The 3,922-nt window shown below is 29.7% G+C and carries 2 protein-coding genes; both read left to right on the top strand.

All coding sequences use genetic code 11. The annotated features are described in order from the left end of the window. Positions 1-561: outer membrane beta-barrel protein (locus DIU01_RS02110; protein ID WP_290831610.1), on the top strand; the 561-nt coding region annotated here is incomplete at its 5' end. Between the two features lie 11 nt (positions 562-572). Next, on the top strand, positions 573-3,791 hold the full coding sequence (locus DIU01_RS02105; protein ID WP_290831609.1) for a T9SS type B sorting domain-containing protein: 3,219 nt from the start codon (positions 573-575) through the stop codon (positions 3,789-3,791). The last annotated feature ends 131 nt before the right edge of the window (positions 3,792-3,922 follow it).

Below are 3,922 nucleotides of genomic sequence, written 5' to 3'. Positions count from 1 at the left end.
GTGTATATGAAAAAGATATTTATTTCAATATTATTTATGTCTATAAGTACAATTTATGGACAAGAAGAGTCAATTAAAAAAATTCAACTTGGCATTTCATATTCCTTAACAAATCAAAATGAAGTGTATAAAAATCCTTTCAATGGTTATGTAAATTATCAATTAAAAAAATGGGATCAATTGGATTTGAATGGTGGTCTAAGAGTTTTTTATTTTGGTTCAAAAGAAAGTGCTAATTTTTCTAATAAGTGGGGTGTCAATCCAAACATTGGGATATCTCATTATTTTAAAGACGATAAGTTTAATACATATTTAAATTTAGGATACTATTTTGATACTTTTGAATTTAAACCTACTACTACAGGCTCATTTACAACTCCAAAGAGAGAGCTTAAAACAAATGGTTTTACAATCGCACCAGGATTAAAATATATTGTGCAATCAAATGTTTATGTTGACGCAAATCTAACATTATTGATAGCCAAAGAAAAAGATAATATTGGTAGTTGGAATTCAAGTAACAATACATTATTTAATATTGGCATAGGAGTCGCTTTCTAAATAGTTATATAGTGAAAAAGGTTTTTTCAATAATCTTCATTTTATCAATGTTGGTTTCTCACGCTCAAGGAGAAGCCAACATTTGGTATTTTGGTCAAAATGCAGGTTTAGATTTTAACAGTGGTAATCCTGTTGCATTGATCAATGGTCAATTAATAACAGATGAAGGTTGCGCAACTATTTCAGATAATACTGGCCAACTGCTTTTTTATACAGATGGAATTACAGTATATAATCGTAATCATCTTATTATGGTAAATGGGACAGGATTAATGGGACATCCTTCAAGTACACAATCAGCAACTATCGTTCCCAAACCTGGTTCTAGCAATCTATATTACATTTTTACCACAGACAACGAGCATGACCCAAACGGCTTTAGGTATTCAATTGTAGATATGAATTTAGATAGTGGTAATGGTGCTGTAACAACTGATAAAAATGTTTTAGTTTATACACCAACAATTGAAAATTTAGGAATTACCAAGCATGGTAACGGACAGGATTATTGGATAATTACACATGGATGGAATAGTAATAATTTTATAACTTATCAACTTACTTCGTCTGGATTAAATTTGACTCCAGTTATAACATCTATTGGTCAAGTTATTTCAGGAAGTTCAACGGATTATGTTGCAGCAGGTACAATTAAAATTTCTCCTAGCGGTTCAAAACTAGCATTTACTAGTGTTTCAGATATTGCTCAGCTTTTTAATTTCAATAATTCAACTGGAGTATTATCAAATGTAGTTACTCTTACTACTGAAGGTGGAGATTTATATGGCGCTGCTTTTTCTCCAGACGAATCAGTGTTATACATATCAAATACATTTGGTAAAATACATCAGTTTAATTTAAACTCAGCAGATATTCCAAGTTCTAAAATTACAATATATGATGGCAATATTCCAGGTCAAATGCAAGTAGGTCCAGATAATAAAATTTATATAGCATTTGGAGGTAGATTTTATCTAGGAGTAATAAATGATCCAAATGTTCTTGGATTAGGATGTAACTTTCTATTAGATGGCTTCTATCTTGGAAGTAAAAAAAGTAAACTAGGTTTACCTTCATTCAATCAATCATTTTTCTTTACACCGTCAATAATCGTTGACTCTAATTGCGTTGGAGAAACATCTAGTTTTTCTTTTTCAACAAGTCAAACAGTAATATCAGCAACGTGGAATTTTGGCGACGGAACAACTTCAAATAGTATAAATCCAACTCATGTTTATTCAAATTCTGGTTCTTACAATGTGAGCATAAATATTGTTACACCTTTTGGAACGGGAACAAATAACACTCAAATTACTATTTTTTCAAAACCGACTTTAACAAATACTACTATTTCACTTAAACAATGTGACGATAACAATGATGGTTTTAGTGCATTTAATTTAACAGAAGCAAACGAGTTAATAGTTGCAACAAGTTCTGGTTTGTCTTTTTCTTATTTTGAATCACTAACCGAAGCTCAAAGTAATACCAACTCAATAACAAATTTCACGAATTATACAAATCAAACTGTAAGTACAGATCAAGTATTCATTAGAGTTGAAAATGCTAATGGTTGTTCTAGTGTTGCAACGCTAAATTTAATTGTATCTACAACACTAATACCTTCAACTTTTCAAAGAGTTTTTACGGTATGCGATGACATAATTTCAGGTTCAAATACAGACGGAGTTGCAACTTTTGATTTTAGTAGTGTAACTGCGGATATCCAAGCTTTATATCCATCAGGTCAAGTTTTGGATATAACTTATTATAAAAATATTTCAGATGCTTTATCCGAACAAAACTCAATTATTAATCTTTCAAATTACACAAATGTAGGTTATCCAAATTCACAAAACATTTATATTCGTGTCGATAGTCAAATTAATAATGAATGTCTTGGTTTAGGACACCATATCACTTTAAATGTAGAAAGAATTCCAATAGTGCAATCACAAATTTTAACGCATTGTGATGATAATTATGATGGAGTGTTTGGTTTTGATACATCAAATTTAGAATCTAATTTGTTAAACGGATTGACCAATGTTATAGTTACCTATACTGACCAAAATGGTATTGCATTACCAAGTCCTTTACCAAATCCTTTTCTTACAACATCTCAAGCACTCAATGTAAATATTAAAAATAATTATGGTAAGCAATGTGATTATAACACCTCAATACAATTTATTGTTGACGATTTACCTCAAACATTTCCAATTCCAATAACACTAACAAGTGTCTGTGATGATGAAATAGATCCTTCATTACAAAATGGCAGTTATTCATTTGATACATCAACATTTCAATCCACAATATTAGGTAGTCAAACAGGAATGATAGTAAACTATTATGATTCAAATAATAATTTATTAACCAGTCCGTTACCAAATCCTTTTATAACAACACAACAAGATATTAGTGTTGAAGTAATTAATCCAAATAACAGCTCTTGTAAAGCTATTATGACGATTCCATTTATTATTAATCCTGTTCCAAGCATCAATTTATCTGGAAATGAGTTAATTTGTAGCGATAATCCAAATTTCACAAAAATTATTAATGCAGGATTAGTTGATACTGCAACAATAAGTAATTACACTTACACTTGGTATCTTAATAATAATTTAATTCCAAGTGAAAATCAATACTCGCTGACTGTAAACACAGAAGGAATATATACAGTTGAAGTACGAAATACACAAGGTTGTACTAGAAGCCGAACGATAACAGTTTCATCTTCTAATCAAGCTATTATTGATTCAATTATTGTAAATGATTTAGTTGAAGAAAATTCTATTGTTATTTTGTTATCAGCATCTAGTCTTGGTGATTATGTTTATAGTTTAGATAACTCAAATTATCAATCTTCAAACGTATTTAATAATGTTATGCAAGGTATTTACACAGTGTATGTAAAAGATTTAAAAGGATGTGGAATAACACCAAAAGAAGTTAGTGTTTTAGGAATACCAAAATATTTTACACCTAATGATGATGGTTACAATGATTATTGGAATATTGATGGAGTAAATCACGATTTCGATGCTAAATCAACAATTCATATTTTTGATAGATATGGTAAATTACTAAAACAAATTTGTTCTACAGGACAAGGTTGGGATGGAAAGTTCAATGGAACAAACGTTCCTTCTGATGATTATTGGTATGTCTTAAATTTGGAGAATGGAAGAATTATAAAAGGACATTTTACTTTAAAGCGTTAACAGCTAATTTATTTACCATTTTATAATAATTCTTTGTTTTTTTAAAAATCATTATCTCATTCACCTGCACAAAAATTGCTTCTAGTCCAAGTATTCCTAGCATCAATTCTTTGTTTGCTTCATTTCGCTAA

The organism is Flavobacterium sp., assembly GCF_003525665.1.
Lineage (GTDB): Bacteria > Bacteroidota > Bacteroidia > Flavobacteriales > Flavobacteriaceae > Flavobacterium.
This window is presented reverse-complemented; position numbering and strand designations above follow the sequence as displayed.